The following is a 17170-nucleotide window of genomic DNA, read 5'->3' on the forward strand; positions in this document are numbered from 1 at the left end:
TCTTGACGTCCTACCCCCCGCACAGCATGGCTCCTTGGCCCTGCATGGCGAAGGGGCCGGCAATGCCAGTCATCGTGCTGAGCGTGTAGGCCACGGTCACGGACATTTGAGCTCCTGCCGAGCAGGTCTTAGCGCCGGCAGGCGTGGAGGCAGTGAAGACGATATTGTTGTCGGCCAGTACCGGTACGAGCGTTCCGAGTGCGCCCCGGACGGCACTTCGGGCAGCAGCCGGGTCGTTGCTGACTGCCATGACACGCGCGCCTTCGCGGGCCGCATTGGAAAGAGATATCTGCACGTTATAGGCCCGGCCGAACTCCGTGATGCCAAACAGCAACAGAATCAGGACCGGCGCCAGCAGCGCAAACTCAACGGCCACAGCACCGCGTTCCGAGCGCTCGCGCATACGTCGAGACCCTTCCTTAGGAATTCTTGGCCAGGCCTGAATGACGCGCCAGGACTGGAAAGTGCAGGGCGGTACGGCGAWGGGAGGTAGCCCTTCGCCGTACCGCCGCCTTTTTGCCGGGGTGGGGACTGCTGTTACGCCGCTTTCGGGGCCGGCAGCAGCTTGGTGATGCCGTCAAACGCCTCGTTGATCTGCTTGCCAAGCATAGTGACGGCGACGATGATGACTACGGCGATGAGGGCGACCATGATGCCGTATTCGACAGCCGTTGCGCCCTTCTCGCTGCGAAGGCGGTCCTTGGCGGCGAAACCGAGGGTCTGGAGGGTTGCAATGAGTGAAAGCATGTGAGACTCCTGAGCGAGCGAAGGTAAGCTGGCCAATCGCCAGCTCTGCCAGAAAGCTAGCAACGCGATTCGTCAAAAGTTACGCTGCTTGCCACATCCTGTGCCAAGGCTTCCCAAACTGCACGTTTTCTGCACATTTTCTGCGCGGATTCTGCGCTTGAACTGCGGAGGCATAAGTCGGGACACATGACGGACCCCCTCGGCTCTGGGCGCCGAGGGGGTCCTGTCTATGGGGATGCGGCCCGTGTGGCGGGCCGGGTGTCGGGGCTTAGAACGCCCCGATGTAGTTGTTCATCACGTTGATTGCTGCGGGACCTATGACGACGATGAACAGCACTGGCAGGATGCAGAACATGAGGGGGAACAAAACCTTGACGGGCAGTTTCATTGCCTTTTCCTCGGCACGTTGCCGCCTCTTGACTCTCATCTGCTTTGCCTGGGTTCGGAGGACGCCTGCCAGCGCAATTCCGTACGTGTCTGCCTGCACCACGGACCGAACGAAGCTCCGGAGGTCCGGAACATCGGACCTTTCTGCCATGGCCAGATAGGAATCTTTGCGGCTTCGACCGACCTGCATATCTTGGAGCGTGCGAACGAGTTCTTGCGCCAGCGGGCCCTTTCCGTTCTGGCCCGCGCGTGCCATCGCCGCTTCGAATCCCAAGCCTGCTTCGACCGAAATCAGCATCTGGTCGAGGGTGTTTGGCAACTCCATCTCAATGGCCTTCTGGCGCTCCGCTCCGCGACCATGGATTAGGATGTCCGGAACGAAATAGGCGAGCACCGGCAGGAGAAGCACTAGCAGGAGAAGAATGCCGCTCGGAGACTTTGCCAGGAACAGCATGCTGACGAATGCCGCCACCAAGGCCAGGGCCGGCTTCGCAATGAGGAGACGATCGAGGGGCATGCCGGCAGGTCTCCCCGCCTTGGCAAGGAGTTTGTCCAGCCACCCTGCATAGCCCTTGGGGGTCATCCGGATGCCGAGGCCCGCCGGTCCGCGTGACTCTGCGGTCGGGGTGCTTTCCTGCGCCAAGCGAAGGCCGCGGCCGAGGTTCCCTCGAACCGCAGCCAGGCCGCCGCGGTCGACTGCGATCAGTGAAAAGATCATTGCCGAAATCGGAACGATGATGAGTCCGACCAATAACCACGCCATTACACTCACAACGAGCCTCCTAGAACTTGATCTTTACGACGCGGCTGAGCCACCAGGAGCCGAGGGCCAGCAGCACGACGGACATGCCCACCATTACCCAGCCGATGAAATTCGAGTACAGAACGGCCATGTAGCTTGGGCTCGCTGCACTGAGATACAAGAACATGCCAACCGGCAGGGCGATCAGGATGTAGGCAGAGAGCTTCCCCTCGGCGCTAAGAGCCTTCACCTGCCCTTTGATCTCAGAACGTTCCCGGATGGTTTCTCCCACATGGTCCAGAACTTCTGCCAGGTCTCCGCCCACCTCGCGGTGGATCTCTATGGCCTGCCCGGTCCAGTCGAAGTCGTCGCTCTTGAGGCGTTTGGCGGCATCAAGCATCGAGTCCTTCAAATCCCGCCCGAGGCGTGTTTCATTGACCAACCGGGCGAATTCCTCGGACGTCGGGGATTCTGCCTCCTGGGCAACTGCGTCCACGGATCGCAGAAGGCTGTGCCCGGCCCGCAACCCGCCGGCAAGCATCTGCAACGTATCCCCCAGCTGATCCTCAAATTTCGATCGTCTGCGGCCGGCGAGGATCCGCAGGAAGAGCATCGCAAGTAGAGGCGTGGCCACGAGGAATAGCAGACCCATGAGGACGCCGCCCAGAATGAACCCGACAAGGCTTGCCGTGACGCCGATGCAGCAAACCAAGAGGATGAAGTCAGCCTGCCGGAGTTTAAGTCCTGCCTGCTCCAGCGATTCCCTCGTGCCGAAACGGGCATTCTTGCTGACGTTCCGATCCACGAAGGTTACGGCGTGGTCCGTCACCCGGGTCAAGAGAGAAGTTTCGTCCTTGACTCCGGGCCGCCGTCTGGACAAAGCAATTCCGGCTTTGCCCATGCCCATAGTGGAAAATAGGAGGATGCCGAGTGCTACGAGGCACAGGCCGATGCCCAAGGCGAAGAAAATGGGGCTTGTGGCGGTCACCGGTGTCCACCGCCCATGTGCACGCCGCCGAAAACAGCGGGTGAAAGCTGGATGCCCAGCTCCGCAAAATGGTCGGCAAAGCGAGGCCGGACCCCGGTGGATGTCGGGCGGCCGAGGAACCGTCCGTTAGCATCAAGGCCGGCGCTGTAGTCGAAAGTGAATGCGTCCTGCAGGGTGACGATATCCCCTTCCATTCCCTGGACCTCGGTCACGTGGGTGACACGGCGTGTCCCGTCCCTGAGCCGCGAGATATGCACGATGAGGTTTACGGCCGATGCAATCTGTTCGCGAATTGCACGCAGGGGCAGGTCCATGCCGGCCATGAGCACCAAGGTCTCAAGCCGCGCGATGGCATCTCGGGGGGAGTTGGCGTGCACGGTGGATATTGAACCGTCATGTCCGGTGTTCATTGCCTGCAACATATCGAGTGATTCGCCGCCGCGGACTTCGCCAATGACAATCCGGTCGGGCCGCATACGAAGCGAATTTCGAACCAGGTCGCGGATGGAGATCTCGCCTTTGCCCTCAATGTTGCGCGGCCGACTCTCCAGCCGCACGACGTGCTCCTGCTGCAGCTGGAGTTCCACGGCGTCTTCGATGGTGACAATCCGCTCGTCGGCCGRCAGGAAGGACGAGAGCACGTTCAGCAGTGTCGTCTTTCCGGTGCCGGTACCACCGGAGACCAGGATGTTCAGCCGGGCCTGCACACAAGCGTGCAGGAGCTCGGCCATCTCCGGCGTCAGGGTTCCGAAGGTGATCAGATTGTCGACGGTCAAAGGCGTCTGCCCGAACTTACGAATTGTCAGCGATGCCCCGTTAACTGCAAGGGGGGGAATGATCGCATTGACGCGCGAGCCGTCGGACAAACGGGCATCAACCATGGGCGACGACTCATCGATACGCCGCCCGACCTTCGTGACGATACGTTCAATGATCCGGCGCAGGTGGTCTTCCGAACTGAAGCGGGCGTTCGTGAGGTACAGTCGCCCGCCACGTTCCACGTAGACCTTGTCCGGCCCATTGACCATGATTTCCGTAACGGCCGTCTCATTCAGGAACTTCTGGAGCGGTCCGAGCCCCAGCACATCGTCCATGATCTCCTGAACGAGACGGTGCCGTTCAGGGGCAGTAAGCGGAATTTCATCTTCGTCCACGATGGCCCGAAGCTCGTCCTTGACGTAGCTTTGCAGCTCGGCCTCGTCAAGGGACGCATCAGTGATCCGGCTACCCATGCGTTCGTAGAGCGCGGTGCCCGCCCGATCCTTGACGGCGGTCAAGGCTTCGTTGGCATCTGTGCCGAGGACCTTCGGCTCGGGTGCCATGGACGGTGACTCGGCTGCCATTGCTGGCCCACTCGACCAGGGTCCGCTTGCAGCCACCGGATTCGTCGAAGCTACCGTGTCGACACCGCCGCCCCGAAGAGATTCAAAACGCTTGGTGAGGTTCATTAGACTACTGCCCTTCTGTGAAGTTTCTTGTGGGGGCGAGACTCCCAGTTGGCGCTGAACCGTTCGACAAGCTGGCGGAGGCCCTTTGTCACCGAATCCCTGGTGCCGTCCTGGAGCAGCGGCGCGCCTTTGTTCGTGGAAAATGGCACAGCGCGGGATCGCGGAAGCACCACATCCACGGGACAACCGATCGTGGCCTCAACGTCCTGCAGCGTCAGCCCCGTACGTCGATCCGCGAAATTGAGCACGACGTGGCGGTTGTCAGGTACGAGGTCGAGTTCCGCGAGGATTCCGAATCCAGTTCGAAGCCCGCGGATGCTGGGAATGTCCATGCCGCACACCCACACAGCATCAGTTGCCATTTCCAGCGTGGCCAGGACATGCTCGCCCAGGCCAGGTGCTGTATCGACCACCACGTACTTGAATTCGTTGGCCAGTTGGCTCAGGAGTCGTCCTACCTGTTCGCCCGATATCTGGTCTGCATCGGTTGGGCGCAGCGGGGCACAGAGGGCGTAGATGCCTGAGGGATGCAGCGTCAAGTAGGACTTCAGCACGACGCTGTCCAGGACTGCGGCGCCGACGACGGCATCAGCAAGTGTCCGCTCCGGTTCCAGCATGAGCCCTGAAGCAACGTCGCCGAACTGGAGGTCGAGGTCGACCACCACGACGCCCATGGGGGCCTCCTTGCCCAGCCCCACAGCGAGGTTGGTGGTGACAGTTGTCTTGCCGACCCCGCCTTTGGGCGACATGACCGCGATGATCCGGCCGCTCCTGGCCTGTCCTTCCACGGAGTTTCCCAGTCCACGGCGCCGGCCGGCTGCTGCGAGACTTGCCCGTTCCAGCAACGAGCGGATGGTGTCAACATCCGAATCCGGCTGGAGCAAATCCCTGATGCCGGCCCGCATTGCGGGAAGGGCGATGCCCTCCTCACTTTCGGTAACCAGGACAACGCTTATTTCCGGGTATTGGAGGTCGAAGAGACTGGCCAGACGGATGGAGTCCTCTGTCTGCAAACCGGGGCCAAGCAGAATGACTTCCGCAGGGTCGCCGCTCAGGACCCGGAGCAGGTCATCGGGACCCTGGGGGAGGCTGTCGGCCACGATCGCGTGGAACGTGCCATGGAGTCCTGAGGCTGCCTGCCTCACACGGCGTTCAAACCCTGGATCTGAGGTGATCAGTACGAAGCGGCTCATCGGTACAGTCCCGGCTTCTTGACCACGACGGGGGCGCCCTCTGTGGCGGTGGATGGCTCCTTTGTGAGCCATAGGCTCCCAAAGTGGGCACCGAACGCGATTTTCGCGGAATCGGCGTCGTTGCGGGCAAACGTGACGATCAGCTGTCCCGTAGGCAGTTCCGTGTTCGCCTGCGTTGCGGGGTCACTGGCGGTTGACGCCTTCGCCGTCGACCGCTGAACACTGGTGACCAGAACCTTGTGGAAGACCTCCTGGCCGGTTTCGACATCGGGGGAGTCCTTCAGCGCGCCCTTGTCGAAGAGGACGACGATGCCCACGGTGTCGCCGGCCGCGATGCGTCCGCCCACCACCCGCTGAGCTTCCAGCTGCACTGAGATTTCCTGCATCCCGTTGGGGACAGGGACGGAGCCTGGCGCTGAGAGGCTCTCAGGGTCGGCCAATCGGGCGCCCAGCAGGGGCTCTCCGGGAAGCAGCTCTACACCTGCGACCTTTCCGTTTAGTCCGTCGAGGCTTTTGAGTGCTCCATTGGGAACGGAAGCCGCCGGAAGCGATGTCAGCTTGACGGCGGATTTGATTTTTTCAACATCGGATCCCCGGGGGATCTGCTCCTGAACTACCAGTACCTCGACGGGCTGCAGGTCCTGTTGGGCCCTGGCTTCTGATGCTTGAACATATGAGACCAATAGCAGAGTGCCAACGATTGCCAGCACAAGTGCGACGATGCCTCCCAGTAGGCGAGTTTTCACTGTGACTTTCTCCTTTTGCCGAATAGAACTCGTTTTGCGTGGTCGTTGCTACTTGGAGAGTTGGACCCCCAGCGCTCCGTAGGTTGTCGGGCCGCCCATGGCTGCTGCTTCGGCCAGGGTGACTTTTTTGATGAATCGTCCAAAAATTCCGTTGTCGCTGTTCTTGAGCTTCAGTGATTTGGACAGTGTGGTTGCCTCTGCAGTCATGAAGTCCCCGGGCAGCGAGCTGCCACCTTTCAAATTCCATCCCCGCAGGGATATTTGGGCGAAGGCCTCGATGTGGAATTCTGCGCCGGCTCCATTGCCACGGACGTCGTCAAAGATCGGCACGAGTATGTCCACGGTTTTCGAAGGATCAGCCAGAACGGCCCCCCAATTGTTCAGAGCGGTGGCACAGTCACTGTCGTAGTTTTGGCCGGTATTGGTTCCCACCCACGGATTCAGGATGTCCACGGTCACCTTGCATACCCCTGGGGTGTGATCTAGCCAGCCGAACCCTCCGGGAACTTCAAGCCCCGATGAGGAAGTCGTTATGCATTCATAACCGGGATCGTCTGCCAATGAATTGCCGTGCTCCGGGAAGAACTGCAGACCCTTTGTAAACCCTGGATCCGCCTCACATTTGGAGAACGAAAGCGGAAGCACATTGCCAGTCGAGTAACCACCGAACTTCGCCTCTGCCGAGGCCTGGATGTCGGTAACCTGGATGCCCAGCACGCGTGCGAAAACGAGTGAAAAGTGATTGTTTCCCGAGGAATCCTGGGCCTGGGTTGTGACGTTCACTGTGCCGGCACCAACCGCGGCACTGAGTACGTTGGTGTGCCCGTCGAGGGCGTTGCCATCTGCAAATCCCGTTGCGTAGGACATAGGCGCGGTACAGGACGCATCCGTAGGTGTCTTGGCGCAGGATTCTGCAATGGCCAAGGCGGCGGAGTCCGCACCATTTTGCAGCTGCGCATGTTCGGAATACATCGTTGCGACATCAACTGCGAAGGCCGCCATTCCAAGCATCGCCACCATGAGGATCGCGGTCAGGGGTGCAATGACACCACGTTCGGGATCATCGCGCCTCAGCCGCCGCATCGCATTACACCTTTACTGGAGATGTTGAGGCTGGCTGGCATGCCCGGGATGAGTGCGGGAAATCCAGTCATGTAGGGCGTGGCCACGTTAACTGTGACAAAAACGCTGTTGCCAGCTGCGCAAGCGCCGCCGCCGGAGTACGAAATGTTGATGTTCCCAGGTGCCAGGGCCGCGGTTGGTGCAGCACTGACGCCTACATCCTGGGCGGATGCCGTGCTGAAGCCGGCGTCGGCGTAGTGAATCGCCGTATACCGTGCAGTCTCCCGGGCGGCCTCTGAGAGCGACACCTGGATGTTATATGCCCTGCTGAATTCGACGATTCCCAAGACGAGAACGAGGAAGATCGGCAGAACCAGCGCGAACTCGACTGCGACCGCGCCCTTTTCCTTTTCGGATCCGGGGCGTACGGCCGCCCGATGCCGGGCAGTCATCAGAGACCGTCAACTACGGATTGAAAGCCAGGAATTAGCTGACCTCCAAGAGTGCCGACAATGCCTATGATCACCGCAGCGATGAGTGCCACCAAAAGGCCGTATTCGACCGCAGTCGCTCCCGCTTCGCTTGAAAGTTTTCCCCATCGGCCGGCTCCCGCCGCCCGCCGCAGGGTCAAGCTATATCTACTGAGACCTTTCACAACTCCTCCAACACTTGAGACCTGGCACAACCGTGATAATCGAAAAGCCCAGGGCCGGAGGCGATGGCAGCGGAGCTATCGCCCGAACTACCTCCGCCCCCCGCCCTGGGCTTTTCTGCATGTGCGCGGCTAGAGCTTGCCCGAGATCGTGGTGAACGCGGTGTTGATCTGAGTGCCGAGCGTTACGACGACGCCGATGATTACTGCCGCGATGAGCGCCACGAGCAGCCCGTATTCAACAGCCGTTGCGCCCTTCTCGGAGGAGAGGCGATCCTTGGCGCCGGCGATGAAAGCGAGCATTGAGACCATGAGACCAGTCATTTTATTTGTCCTTTTCAGAGTTTCGAATGTGAAACGAAATTCCAGCAAATCCCCTTTTGCTAAACCCCCTGGAGTTCCGCTGAGACAACATTTGCATGGCGATTAAGGCCCCTGCAATGGCGCGGGATACTCGACTTTTTGAAGGAAATTTTGGGCACCACCTGCCCACAAATGAGAGGTGTACTCAGTTTTCAAGTAGGAGCACGGCTCGACTACTTGGTTTGATAAGCCGTCTTACTTAATTCGCGTCCCACGGGGACGTAGACCACTTAGGGGAGCAGCAGGATAATTGCCAGGCCGGCAGCCAGCATCGAGGGCCCGTAGGGGACTTCCTTCTGCTTGTTTCCGCGGTTCTTGAGGACCAGGAGCAGGGGAGCGACGCCACCTGCGACGAACCCCAGAGCTCCGCCATAGAACAAGTGGGACCAGCCCAGGTAGCCCAAGTACAGGCCAAGTGGTGCAGCAAGCTTCACATCGCCCATTCCGAGGCCGTTTCGGCTGGTCAGGGCAAGAAAAAGGTACAAAACGAACAATATTAAGGCGCCGGCCATCCCGCGCAGTAGGCTACCTACCTCGCCGGACACCCCTGCAGCGGCTCCGAGTAGCACGATTCCGGCCGCCAGCAGGGGCAGGACCATCCGGTTGGGCAGCAGGTGGTGCTGCAGGTCGATCCGTGCCAGCTGGACGCCGGCCACTGCCAGCAGGATGTACGCAAATAGCTCGGGGGAGAGCCCGAAGCGCCAGGCCAGCATGGTGGACAGCGCGAACGTGGCTGCCGCCGTCGTAATTCTCATGCGTACAGTCAGGGGTCCGCCAAGGCGGGGGAGCGTGCGCCGGATAAGGAGTTCGGCCAGCAGGGACAGGCATGCGCCGGCGAGGCCAACACCCGCCATGAAAAGGACGCCAGTGAACGATCCGGAGGGCTGTGCAAGCAGCAGGGAGCCGGCGGCGGCGGGATCGGACACGGTTCCTCCAAGGATGCGACGGGCCGGCACAGGACACTCTGCGAAGCAGAGAGCAAACAGGATGCATCCGGACACCCCATTTTGACCCAAGAGGCCGTGATCGGCTATTCTTGGTAGTCGTTGTGCGTGTCCTATCTCGATGGTGCGTGCCCGCTTGAGAATCCGGTTGCAGGATAGCTACTCAACGTGCACATTCGAGACTTCAGGATGACTGGTTACATGGAGCCCTCACCTCTGTTCCGGTAGCGCATAGATAGTAGGTGCACCGTAAGAGTGACGCCTAAAACAAGAACGCCAGAACAAGAACGAGGCAAACACCGTGCGTACGTACACCCCGAAGCCCGGCGATATCAACCGCCAGTGGCACGTCATTGACGCCACCGACGTTGTCCTTGGTCGTCTTGCCAGCCAGACCGCAATCCTGCTGCGCGGCAAGCACAAGGCCACCTTTGCGTCCCACATGGACATGGGCGACTTCGTCATCATCATCAACGCTGAAAAGGTTGCCCTCACCGGGGCCAAGCTGGAGCAGAAGCGCGCATACCGCCACTCCGGCTACCCGGGCGGCCTGACCTCCGTCAACTACGCGGAGCTGCTTGAGTCCAACCCGGTTCGCGCCGTGGAGAAGGCCATCAAGGGCATGCTCCCGAAGAACTCCCTCGCTGCACAGCAGCTGGGCAAGCTGAAGGTGTACCGCGGTGCAGAGCACCCCCACGCCGCCCAGCAGCCCAAGACTTTCGAAATCACCCAGGTCGCCCAGTAGTCCTGGCCACCAACCAACTTTTTATCAAGGAGAATCGTGGCTCAGAACGAAGAACTGACCACCGAAGCCGTTGAGGCTGAGGAAAACCTGACCAGCTACACCTCGGAGAGCGGTGCTGCGGAAGCAGCTGCGCCGAAGAAGGAACGCCCGGCACTGACCGTTGCCGGCGCTGCAGTTGGCCGTCGTAAGGAAGCCGTTGCACGCGTTCGCGTTGTGCCCGGCTCCGGCAAGTGGACCATCAACGGCCGCGAGCTGGCGAACTACTTCCCGAACAAGCTGCACCAGCAGGACGTCAACGAGCCCTTCAAGATCCTCGATCTTGACGGCGCCTACGACGTCATCGCCCGCATCCATGGTGGCGGTATTTCCGGCCAGGCCGGTGCCCTGCGCCTGGGCATCGCCCGTTCACTGAACGAGATCGACACCGAGAACAACCGCGCCACCCTGAAGAAGGCCGGTTACCTGCGCCGTGACGCCCGCGTCATCGAGCGTAAGAAGGCCGGTCTCAAGAAGGCCCGTAAGGCTCAGCAGTACTCGAAGCGTTAATCCCGCTTCCAAGCGCTTCTGGCGCTTGCACGAAAGCCCGTTCCGCCACTCGGCGGGGCGGGCTTTCGCCGTTTCAAGAGCTCTTATTTGGCGAGTTGAAAGTACTGTGCCCCGTCGACATCCTCGGCTACGAATCGCTGCCTCACCCATTCGACGATTCGAGCTGACTCGCCGCGGCCTTCCAAGGTCTGCGGCGGCAGGTTCTGTACGACTACTGATCCCACTCGTCCTTCCGCGACGAGTACCTCGAACTGTTCCAGGGTCGGGAACGGATCCGTCCCGTCGAACCCACCCAGCGGCAGCACCGCATGACCGGATTCGAGCTGATAGTTGGCGGAAGTCTCGGATCCGACTATGGCAGCCGCCCACGTCGTGGACGCCGGCTGGTTGCTCAAGCGCTCAAGTACGCCGGCCGACGGCAGATCACCGTACATGACGGCCAAGTAACTCGGGTGAGTGTCCGGAGACGCGCGATTGCGCTCGTCGGTGCGCATGCCGAGGATACTGGGCCCAGCAACCACTCCGGCCCCGATGTGGGGGGCCAGGACCGTGTTCAGCGACCACAGCAGGGGCCCAAGGAACAACGCAGCAAGCAGGAACACTGGGCTTGCCCGTGCCACTGCGGGTTTTGGTGCAGGGATAAGGACTCCGGCGATCGCGATGCCCCAAATTAGCAGCATGACGTAGGGCAAACCCGGGAAATCCGCCGTCGAACGGGCCGCGGTGACATAGGCAAAGATCATGCTCGCTGTCAGCGTGATAATGGCTGCCCAACGCGTGCGGGGGGCGGCGAGCCCATGCAGAAAGTACACCAGGGCAACGGCCGCCAGGCAGCACATGGGCGGGACAGCGGTCAGGACGTAATACGGGTGCACGATTCCAGACATGAAGGCGAGAACGGTGGCGGAGCAGGCGAACCACACGCAGCAAAGCACGAGGAGCGCACTTGCGGCGCGGGGCACTCGGCGGCGGACGATGCACCAGAGTCCAATGCAGAGACCCGCTGCAGCCAACGGGAGGAACCACCCGCTCTGTCCGGAGAACTGTGGCTGGAGGAAGCGCTGGAAGCCGACATCGAGTTGGTCAGCCGCGCCCGTGATACCCGCCGCCATGGTTCTGCTGGCGTCTTCCCCGGTCAGGCGGTCGAGCCCGTTATAGCCCAAGGTGAGCTCCACGACGCTGTTCTTCCTGGAGCCGCCGATGAACGGTCGTCGGGCCGGGTCCGTGATTTGAACTAACAGGAACCACCAGCCGCCTGCCACCGCGGCCGCGCCGAGGGCAGCGAGAAGATGCAGGCACCGCTTGAATACTGAGGCGCGCGAGAACAGAAAGTATGCTGCCGCAATGGAAGGCAGCAGAAGCAGGACCTGAAGCTGTTTCGTGAGAAGAGCCAGGCCAGTGAGCAGGCCGGCCAGCAGCAGCCATCTAACTTGGCCACCATCGATGGATTCCAGGGCAAGAAAGGCAATTCCAATCATGAGCAGCGTCAGGAGCGCATCAGGGTTGTTGTAACGAAACATGACTGTAGAGACGGGCATGACGGCCATAAATGCAGCGGCCAGCAGGCCCACAGCTGAATTGAAGCGTTTTTGGACCATTCGGTAGAGAAGATAGACGCCAGCTACGCCCATGAGCGCCTGCGGAAGCAAAAGGCTCCAGGAGTTGAGTCCGAACACGCGGACGGATAGCGACATGACCCAGATGCTGAGAGGGGGTTTGTCCACGGTGATCGCATTCCCCGGATCGGAGGCGCCGAAGAGAAGTGCCGTCCAATCGAGGGATCCAGACATGGCAGCCGCAGAGTAGTAGGAGTTCGCCCACCCGTTGCGATCCAAGCCCCATGTGTAGAGCAACGCTGTGAGCGCCAGCAGGGCCAACAGAGCAGGACGTTGCCACCGGCCGCTGTGGAACAGCGTGCGTGGCCACTCGGCCAGGAGACCCCTGTCTAAAGCTGATGTTCGCTCGCTACGGACAAGCGCGGGCTTCAGTGAGCGGGTGTGCGCGGAGTTCAAAGCGCAGGTCCCTCAACCGGCTGGGGGGAGATACGAGCGCCGCGTTGGGCGATATGACCGACCCTGAAAACCCAAGCCCGAAGCAGGACAAACCTGAGGAGGGTGGCCACAATGTTGGCACCAGTCAGGACCAGGAGCTCGTGGCTCGGAGCGGCATCGACACTGACGGCATGAAGAATCATCAGCGAGGAGGAAGTGATGGTCCAAGCAAGGAGGAAGACCACAAGTCCTTGGAATTGCTGAGTGAAGAGCCTCACCGGACCACGGATGCCAAACGTGAACCGGCGGTTGGCTGCAGTATTACCGACGGCGGTCAAAAGCAGTGCTATGAAGTTCGCCTGTTGGGCGCCAAAGGGAGCTTGAAGGGTCAGATAGAGCAAGGCAAAGGCGATGGTGGAAGCCCCGCCCACCAATCCGAACCGCAGCACCTGGCCGAAGAAGCTCGGCCGCCGCGGAGCCACGATGGGCCGGCGCCCCAGCTCTGCGTAGATTGCCTGGACAGGAATGCTTCCCTTCAAAAGCGAGCCTGCTACGCGGACCAAGCCCCGGAGATCATCCACGGCCGTCTGCCTGATATCAACTCTGCTGTCGGGATCGTCAACCCAGTCCACAGGAATTTCATGGATCCGCAGGCCGGAGCGCTCGGCAATGATCAACAACTCCGTGTCGAAAAACCAGCCATTGTCCTCAATGTGGGGAAGGATCCGCTTGGCGACATCCGCCCGGATGGCTTTGAAACCGCATTGGGCATCTGAGAATCTCACCTGCATGGTCCGTCTGAGCAGAAAATTGTAGGAGCGTGAAATGAACTCGCGCTTCGGGCCGCGGCTGACCCTGGAACTCTGCCCCAGCCTGGTCCCGATGGAAACATCCGAATGGCCCGACAACAGCGGCGCCACAAGTGGTGGCAGCGCGGCCAGGTCCGTTGACAGATCGACATCGAGATAGGCCAAGACCTTGGCTGAGGATGCGCCCCAAGCGTCCCTCAGCGCGAACCCGCGTCCCTTGACCTCGAGTCTGCGGTGAATCACATTCGGCAGCTGCTCCGCCAAGCGCTGGGCAATACTCGAAGTATTGTCCGTGCTGGCATTGTCCGCRATSGTAATTTGCCAYGTCGAAGGCATTTCTTGCRATAAGTAATTCGCGAGCTTWGTGATGCTKTTTTCGAGTACCGCCTGTTCATTAAAGACCGGTACCACAATTTCAAGCGCCAAGCCCCCAGAGCTAGGTGTCATGCCACGAAGCCTAAACGCATCCTGGAAAAGGCAGTAGGTGTTTGGGGAAAATAGAGTACAAGAAACCTCAAAACCAAGTAGTCGACCGATCTTTCAGTCGAATGTGGGTCGGCCCGGGCCGGGTTGAGTCCCCCGAATGTTGGCAGAGGAATGGGGTATGTTCGCCGAAGAGCAGTTGCACCGCGTGAACGAGGGGGATCGTATGCCGGAGCCCGGCGTCGAGGTTGTGTGGGGCGCGTTATCGAGGACCTGGCGGAAGGCCCAGTACGAGGAGTTGTGGCTTCAGTTTCGGCCCAGCGGTTCCAAGGACGTCTTTGATGCCGTCGAGGTCGCGGTTCAGGTCGCGAACCAGGAAGTCGAGGACGCCGGGTGGGGCGACGCTGTCTTCACCGCGGGCGTCTCGGACTCGGACGCCGGACCGGTGGCGCTTATGAGCAGGGCCGGACCGGAGGAGGGCGTGCGCGCCTGGCTGGATGCCTTCGCCCGGCATTTGCAGGCACTCGGGATGTCCGGGCGGGTCACGGTCGCGCCGGAGGCGTTTTTCCCGGACTGGTTGAGCTGCGAAGTCGAGCTGCCGCGGCAGCTGACGGCGTCCGTGTCTTACCAGACCATTGACCTGGCCCTGCCGGAGACAGACGAACAGCAGCGTGGCTGGCATGTCGCGGCCGCCGTGACGGCGAAGGTGGCAGATGCCGCTACGGCGTGGGGCCGGTTCAGCGGTGCGGACGTGTACCTGCTGCGCAACATTCACCAGACCCTACGCAGAACCCCGACGTGGGTCCGGCGATGGCGGCCGCTGCCGCGAAATTCGGACAGGCTGGCGCGACGTATCTGCGGTCGGAGCCGCGCCGGTTGGGCTGGGCGTCGCTTGGCACCCTGGGCCGGGCCTGCTATGAGGTCATGGATGACACGGCCTCCTGGAAGAACTGGCTTGCGCAAGTCACCCGGGCGACGGTCGCGTTCCCCGGGGACACCGATCTGGCGTTTGCGCAGTACACCAATCCCCTCAGCAGCACCTGGAGCGAGCTTGCCGTCGTCAGACCGCCACTGCCGTACGTGAAGGAATACCAGATCCGCTACAACAGGCACCTGGATGCGCAGTACATCGCCGACGAGCACGGGCTCCAGCTCCTCACCGACGCCCATCTGGCGCAAGCGAACGACCTGTCCGACTGGATCATCGAACCTCTCGGCGGGGGAAAGCACTCGTGYGGGCCAAAGACCTGGAGCCCTGGTACGCCAACATCGACCCCGACCCGGCAACACTCGCGAAGGCGCGCGCCGACTTCGGAGGCATGCTCCTCACCCCGGAGATCATCGCGGACAACCCGCCACCCTGGCGCTGACCAAACGATGGCGTGTGGCCGGGACGATCGCGGAGAAAAATGATCGCCACGGGCGCACCACCGCGTACGGCCGCCCATCGACTAAACTTGGGCCGATGTCTAGATTATTTGGAACCGATGGAGTCCGGGGCCTGGCGAACGGGTTGTTGACCGCCGAGCTCGCCTTGCAGCTGGCTCAGGCCGCCGCCGTCGTACTTGGCCATGACCGCAACACGACCGGGAAGCGCCCGATTGCCGTGGTGGCACGGGACCCGCGGGCCAGCGGTGAGTTCCTCGCGGCTGCCGTGGAAGCGGGGCTCTCCAGCTCGGGAATCGACGTCTACGACGCCGGCGTGCTGCCCACCCCGGCCGCCGCCTACCTCGTGGCGGACCTCAACGCCGACTTCGGCGTGATGATCTCCGCCTCGCACAACCCCGCGCCGGACAACGGCATCAAGTTCTTCGCCCGCGGCGGCCAGAAGCTGCCCGACGACGTCGAGGATGCCATCGAAGTGCAGCTCGGCAAGGAGCCCTTCCGGCCCGTCGGCGGTGAGGTGGGACGGATCCAGCGCTTCTCCGACGCCGAGGACCGCTACATCGTGCACCTGCTCGGCACGCTTCCGCACCGCCTGGACGGCTTGAAGGTCGTCCTCGACTGCGCCCACGGCGCGGCCAGCGGCTGCTCCCCGCAGGTGTTCAAGGACGCCGGCGCCAACGTGATCGTCATTGGCGCCGAGCCGGACGGGCTCAACATCAACGAAGGGGTCGGCTCCACGCACCTCGGCCCGCTCAAGCGGGCCGTCCTGGACCACGGGGCGGACCTCGGCATCGCGCACGACGGCGACGCCGACCGCTGCCTCGCCGTGGACCACGAAGGCAACGAGGTGGACGGCGACCAGATCATGGCCATCCTGGCCGTGGCCCTCAAGGGCGCCGGAAAGCTTAGGAACGATGTCCTCGTGGCCACCGTCATGAGCAACCTCGGCCTGAAGATCGCCCTGCGCGACGCCGGGATCAGCCTGCGCGAAACCGGTGTGGGGGACCGCTACGTCCTCGAGGAAATGCGCAACGGCGGCTACAGCCTTGGCGGCGAGCAGTCCGGGCACGTAATTTTTGCCGAACACGCCACCACCGGCGACGGCGTACTGACCGGACTGCAGATTGCCGCCCAGGTGGCACTCACCGGCCGCCCGCTCAAGGAGCTGTCAACGGTGATGACCAAGCTGCCCCAGGTCCTCATCAACGTCAAGGGCGTGGACCGTACCCGGGTCAAGGGCGATGCGGTGGTGGCGCAGGCGGTATCCGCCGCCGAAACCGAACTCGGCGACACCGGACGCGTCCTGCTGCGCCCCTCGGGCACCGAGCCGGTGGTGCGCGTGATGGTGGAGGCCGCAGACCACAAAACCGCCCAGGGTGTCGCGGAGCGACTGGCCCAGGTGGTCCGGACCGAACTGGCTTTGGAGCTCGTCCCCGAATAGTCGGCCAAGCCGGTTCCGTCCGCGAATCGCTGTGTCCGGCGAAGCTGGGTTTCCCCACCTATGTCCGCGTCCGACGGCGTGTGGGCCGGTTGCGCCGGCGTGTACCGGCGTCGTGGTGGCAAAGATGGGAAAATCCGCGCGGACCGACGCCGCCCCACGGGTAGCCCGGCGCCGCCTACAAGTACGCCGGGGCGGCTTCCACGCCGAAGTATTCCTCGAGCGTGCCGATGCCGCGGGCGCGCATGTCCGCGGCCGCCTCCTTGCCGATGAAGCGCAGATGCCATGGCTCGTAGAAATACCCGGTGATTTCGTGCAGCATCCACGGGTAGCGGACCACGAAGCCGAAGCGGTGGGCATTCGCCTTGGCCCAGATCGCCGCCGGGCGGTCCTTGAACTGGGGCGTGAAAGAGTCCGCCCCGCTGCCGTCGCCGATGTCGAACGCCCAGCCCGTCTGGTGCTCTGAGTAGCCGGGCCGGGCCGAGGCGGTGTCAGCCTCCGCCTGACCGCGGGAATTCACGTAGCTGCCGTAGGTTGCCCGCTGCGTCGCGAACGAACGG

19 protein-coding genes are annotated in these 17170 nt (G+C 62.0%); 4 read left to right on the forward strand and 15 right to left on the reverse strand.

What is annotated here, in order from left to right:
* Positions 1-10: 10 nt before the first annotated feature.
* From AC1D1S_RS05335 to AC1D1S_RS05390, 12 genes are all read right to left on the reverse strand, one after another.
* A complete protein-coding gene (locus tag AC1D1S_RS05335; RefSeq protein WP_243181074.1) occupies positions 11-403 on the reverse strand; it encodes a TadE/TadG family type IV pilus assembly protein in 393 nt (130 codons plus the stop codon).
* Positions 404-537: 134 nt separating this feature from the next.
* Complete coding sequence (locus AC1D1S_RS05340) at positions 538-747, reverse strand: Flp family type IVb pilin (RefSeq protein WP_476993905.1); 210 nt, start codon at positions 745-747, stop codon at positions 538-540.
* A gap of 268 nt (positions 748-1015) precedes the next feature.
* Entirely contained in the window at positions 1016-1906 is an 891-nt protein-coding gene (locus AC1D1S_RS05345) for a type II secretion system F family protein (RefSeq protein WP_476993906.1), read from the reverse strand.
* A gap of 10 nt (positions 1907-1916) precedes the next feature.
* Positions 1917-2864: a type II secretion system F family protein gene (locus tag AC1D1S_RS05350; protein ID WP_476993907.1), complete on the reverse strand. Its 948-nt coding sequence runs from the start codon at positions 2862-2864 to the stop codon at positions 1917-1919.
* Complete coding sequence (locus AC1D1S_RS05355) at positions 2861-4312, reverse strand: CpaF family protein (RefSeq protein ID WP_476993908.1); 1452 nt, start codon at positions 4310-4312, stop codon at positions 2861-2863. Before AC1D1S_RS05355 ends, AC1D1S_RS05350 begins: the two co-directional genes overlap by 4 nt.
* The gene (locus AC1D1S_RS05360; protein ID WP_243181069.1) at positions 4312-5505 is read right to left on the reverse strand and encodes a CpaE/TadZ family protein; all 1194 of its coding nucleotides are present in this window, start codon (positions 5503-5505) and stop codon (positions 4312-4314) included. Before AC1D1S_RS05360 ends, AC1D1S_RS05355 begins: the two co-directional genes overlap by 1 nt.
* Positions 5502-6251 (reverse strand): Flp pilus assembly protein CpaB, encoded by a 750-nt coding sequence (cpaB, locus tag AC1D1S_RS05365; RefSeq protein WP_476945760.1) that lies wholly within the window; start codon positions 6249-6251, stop codon positions 5502-5504. Before cpaB ends, AC1D1S_RS05360 begins: the two co-directional genes overlap by 4 nt.
* 48 nt (positions 6252-6299) lie before the next feature.
* Positions 6300-7334 (reverse strand): pilus assembly protein TadG-related protein, encoded by a 1035-nt coding sequence (locus AC1D1S_RS05370; protein ID WP_476993909.1) that lies wholly within the window; start codon positions 7332-7334, stop codon positions 6300-6302.
* Positions 7322-7765: a TadE/TadG family type IV pilus assembly protein gene (locus AC1D1S_RS05375; RefSeq protein ID WP_476993910.1), complete on the reverse strand. Its 444-nt coding sequence runs from the start codon at positions 7763-7765 to the stop codon at positions 7322-7324. Before AC1D1S_RS05375 ends, AC1D1S_RS05370 begins: the two co-directional genes overlap by 13 nt.
* On the reverse strand, positions 7765-7968 hold the full coding sequence (locus AC1D1S_RS05380) for a Flp family type IVb pilin (protein WP_308197243.1): 204 nt from the start codon (positions 7966-7968) through the stop codon (positions 7765-7767). Before AC1D1S_RS05380 ends, AC1D1S_RS05375 begins: the two co-directional genes overlap by 1 nt.
* A gap of 129 nt (positions 7969-8097) precedes the next feature.
* The gene (locus tag AC1D1S_RS05385; protein WP_223980166.1) at positions 8098-8289 is read right to left on the reverse strand and encodes a Flp family type IVb pilin; all 192 of its coding nucleotides are present in this window, start codon (positions 8287-8289) and stop codon (positions 8098-8100) included.
* Between the two features lie 269 nt (positions 8290-8558).
* On the reverse strand, positions 8559-9254 hold the full coding sequence (locus AC1D1S_RS05390) for a prepilin peptidase (RefSeq protein ID WP_243181066.1): 696 nt from the start codon (positions 9252-9254) through the stop codon (positions 8559-8561).
* A gap of 319 nt (positions 9255-9573) precedes the next feature.
* On the opposite strand from AC1D1S_RS05390, the gene rplM reads away from it, so the two are divergent.
* Positions 9574-10017 carry a 50S ribosomal protein L13 gene (rplM, locus tag AC1D1S_RS05395; RefSeq protein ID WP_015937805.1) on the forward strand — a complete coding sequence of 148 codons (444 nt, stop codon included), beginning with the start codon at positions 9574-9576 and terminating at the stop codon, positions 10015-10017.
* 36 nt (positions 10018-10053) lie between these two features.
* A complete protein-coding gene (rpsI, locus tag AC1D1S_RS05400; RefSeq protein ID WP_018773707.1) occupies positions 10054-10563 on the forward strand; it encodes a 30S ribosomal protein S9 in 510 nt (169 codons plus the stop codon).
* Between the two features lie 83 nt (positions 10564-10646).
* Here rpsI and AC1D1S_RS05405 read toward each other — a convergent pair whose 3' ends face one another.
* Entirely contained in the window at positions 10647-12398 is a 1752-nt protein-coding gene (locus AC1D1S_RS05405) for an ArnT family glycosyltransferase (RefSeq protein WP_476993911.1), read from the reverse strand.
* Between the two features lie 173 nt (positions 12399-12571).
* A complete protein-coding gene (locus AC1D1S_RS05410; protein ID WP_476993912.1) occupies positions 12572-13810 on the reverse strand; it encodes a bifunctional glycosyltransferase family 2/GtrA family protein in 1239 nt (412 codons plus the stop codon).
* Between the two features lie 1208 nt (positions 13811-15018).
* On the opposite strand from AC1D1S_RS05410, the gene AC1D1S_RS05415 reads away from it, so the two are divergent.
* Positions 15019-15156: a hypothetical protein gene (locus AC1D1S_RS05415; protein WP_476993913.1), complete on the forward strand. Its 138-nt coding sequence runs from the start codon at positions 15019-15021 to the stop codon at positions 15154-15156.
* 95 nt (positions 15157-15251) lie between these two features.
* Positions 15252-16613, forward strand: coding sequence for a phosphoglucosamine mutase (gene glmM / locus AC1D1S_RS05420; RefSeq protein ID WP_243181061.1), 1362 nt, complete (start codon positions 15252-15254; stop codon positions 16611-16613).
* Positions 16614-16788: 175 nt separating this feature from the next.
* Here the strand turns inward: glmM and AC1D1S_RS05425 are convergent.
* Positions 16789-17170 (reverse strand): M15 family metallopeptidase (locus AC1D1S_RS05425; RefSeq protein WP_476993914.1); only part of this gene is annotated, 382 nt, incomplete at its 5' end.

The organism is Arthrobacter sp. P1_A5 (genome assembly GCF_056406825.1).

Bases quoted from the DNA above. Each gene is read 5' to 3' on its own strand.
- AC1D1S_RS05335 (WP_243181074.1), bottom strand. From the start codon at position 403: ATGCGCGAGCGCTCGGAACGCGGTGCTGTGGCCGTTGAGTTTGCGCTG.
- AC1D1S_RS05340 (WP_476993905.1), bottom strand. From the start codon at position 747: ATGCTTTCACTCATTGCAACCCTCCAGACCCTCGGTTTCGCCGCCAAG.
- AC1D1S_RS05360 (WP_243181069.1), bottom strand. From the start codon at position 5,505: ATGAGCCGCTTCGTACTGATCACCTCAGATCCAGGGTTTGAACGCCGT.
- AC1D1S_RS05370 (WP_476993909.1), bottom strand. From the start codon at position 7,334: ATGCGGCGGCTGAGGCGCGATGATCCCGAACGTGGTGTCATTGCACCC.
- AC1D1S_RS05375 (WP_476993910.1), bottom strand. From the start codon at position 7,765: ATGACTGCCCGGCATCGGGCGGCCGTACGCCCCGGATCCGAAAAGGAA.
- AC1D1S_RS05385 (WP_223980166.1), bottom strand. From the start codon at position 8,289: ATGACTGGTCTCATGGTCTCAATGCTCGCTTTCATCGCCGGCGCCAAG.
- glmM (WP_243181061.1), top strand. From the start codon at position 15,252: ATGTCTAGATTATTTGGAACCGATGGAGTCCGGGGCCTGGCGAACGGG.